Source organism: Paracoccus nototheniae (assembly GCF_004335005.1).
Taxonomy (GTDB): domain Bacteria; phylum Pseudomonadota; class Alphaproteobacteria; order Rhodobacterales; family Rhodobacteraceae; genus Paracoccus; species Paracoccus nototheniae.
Map to the genome: position 1 here is coordinate 1 of NZ_RQRT01000167.1, position 1,059 is coordinate 1,059.

Below are 1,059 nucleotides of genomic sequence, written 5' to 3' on the forward strand. Positions count from 1 at the left end.
TGTTCCATCCCGGATGATCACATAGACCCTCGCCGGACCGCGTTCTTCGTGGCAAGATCGATCCTGGCCGAGTTTCGGGACGGGAGGCGAGGATGCTGATCTCTCTTCACAAGCAGGCATCGACGACACCGAAGATACGAGCTGCGATCCAGGCAAGCACTGAGCCGGCCTGGAGGGTGGCGGAGCGCTACGGCATCTCCATGCAGACCGTCTGGAAGTGGCGGAGCCGGGACAGCGTGCATGACCGAAGCCACACGCCGCACAGGCTTCAGTCGACGCTCACGCCCGCGCAAGAAGCTGTGGCAGTGGCACTGCGCAAGTCGCTGCTGTTACCGCTGGATGACCTGCTGTCGGTGGTGCGGGAGTTCCTGAACCCGCATGTTTCGCGTTCCGGGCTGGACCGCTGCCTGCGCCGGCATGGAGTGGGCAACCTGCGCGCCTTGAAGCCTGCTCTGCCACGGCCTGCACACGGGGCCTTCAAGACCTACGAGCCGGGCTACTTGCATGTCGACGTGAAATACCTGCCGCAGATGGCCGACGAGAGCCGCCGCCGGTATCTGTTCGTGGCCATCGACCGCGCCACGCGATGGGTCTTCGTGCGCATTTACCCAGCCAAGACTGCTGCCAACGCCCGCCGTTTTCTGCGCGATCTGGAACGCGCCGCGCCGATGACGATCACCCGTGTGCTCACCGACAACGGCAAGGAGTTCACCGATCGTCTGTTCGGACTTCGCCGCCGGGGGCCCACCGGCAATCACGATTTCGACCGCCTCTGCGCCGATCTCGGCATCGAGCATCGCCTGGCCCCGCCCATGCACCCGCAGACCAATGGCATGGTCGAGCGCTTCAATGGCCGGATCGAGGACGTCCTGCAAAGCCACCGCTTCCGCAGCGGCGAGGATCTCGAACAGACCATCCTGCGCTACGTCCGGCTCTACAACGGTCAGCTCCCGCAATCAGTGCTGAAGGGCCGAACGCCCATTGATGCGCTCAAGGACTGGCAAAAACAAAGGCCGGACCTGTTCAGGAAGAGGCCGTATAATCACATGGGATGTGACA

At 63.4% G+C, this 1,059-nt stretch carries 1 protein-coding gene; it reads left to right on the forward strand.

Annotated elements, in window-relative coordinates; translation table 11 throughout:
• Window positions 1–92: 92 nt before the first annotated feature.
• A partial coding sequence (locus EG885_RS22300) for an IS481 family transposase (protein ID WP_131579058.1) occupies window positions 93–1,059 on the forward strand: 967 nt, incomplete at its 3' end.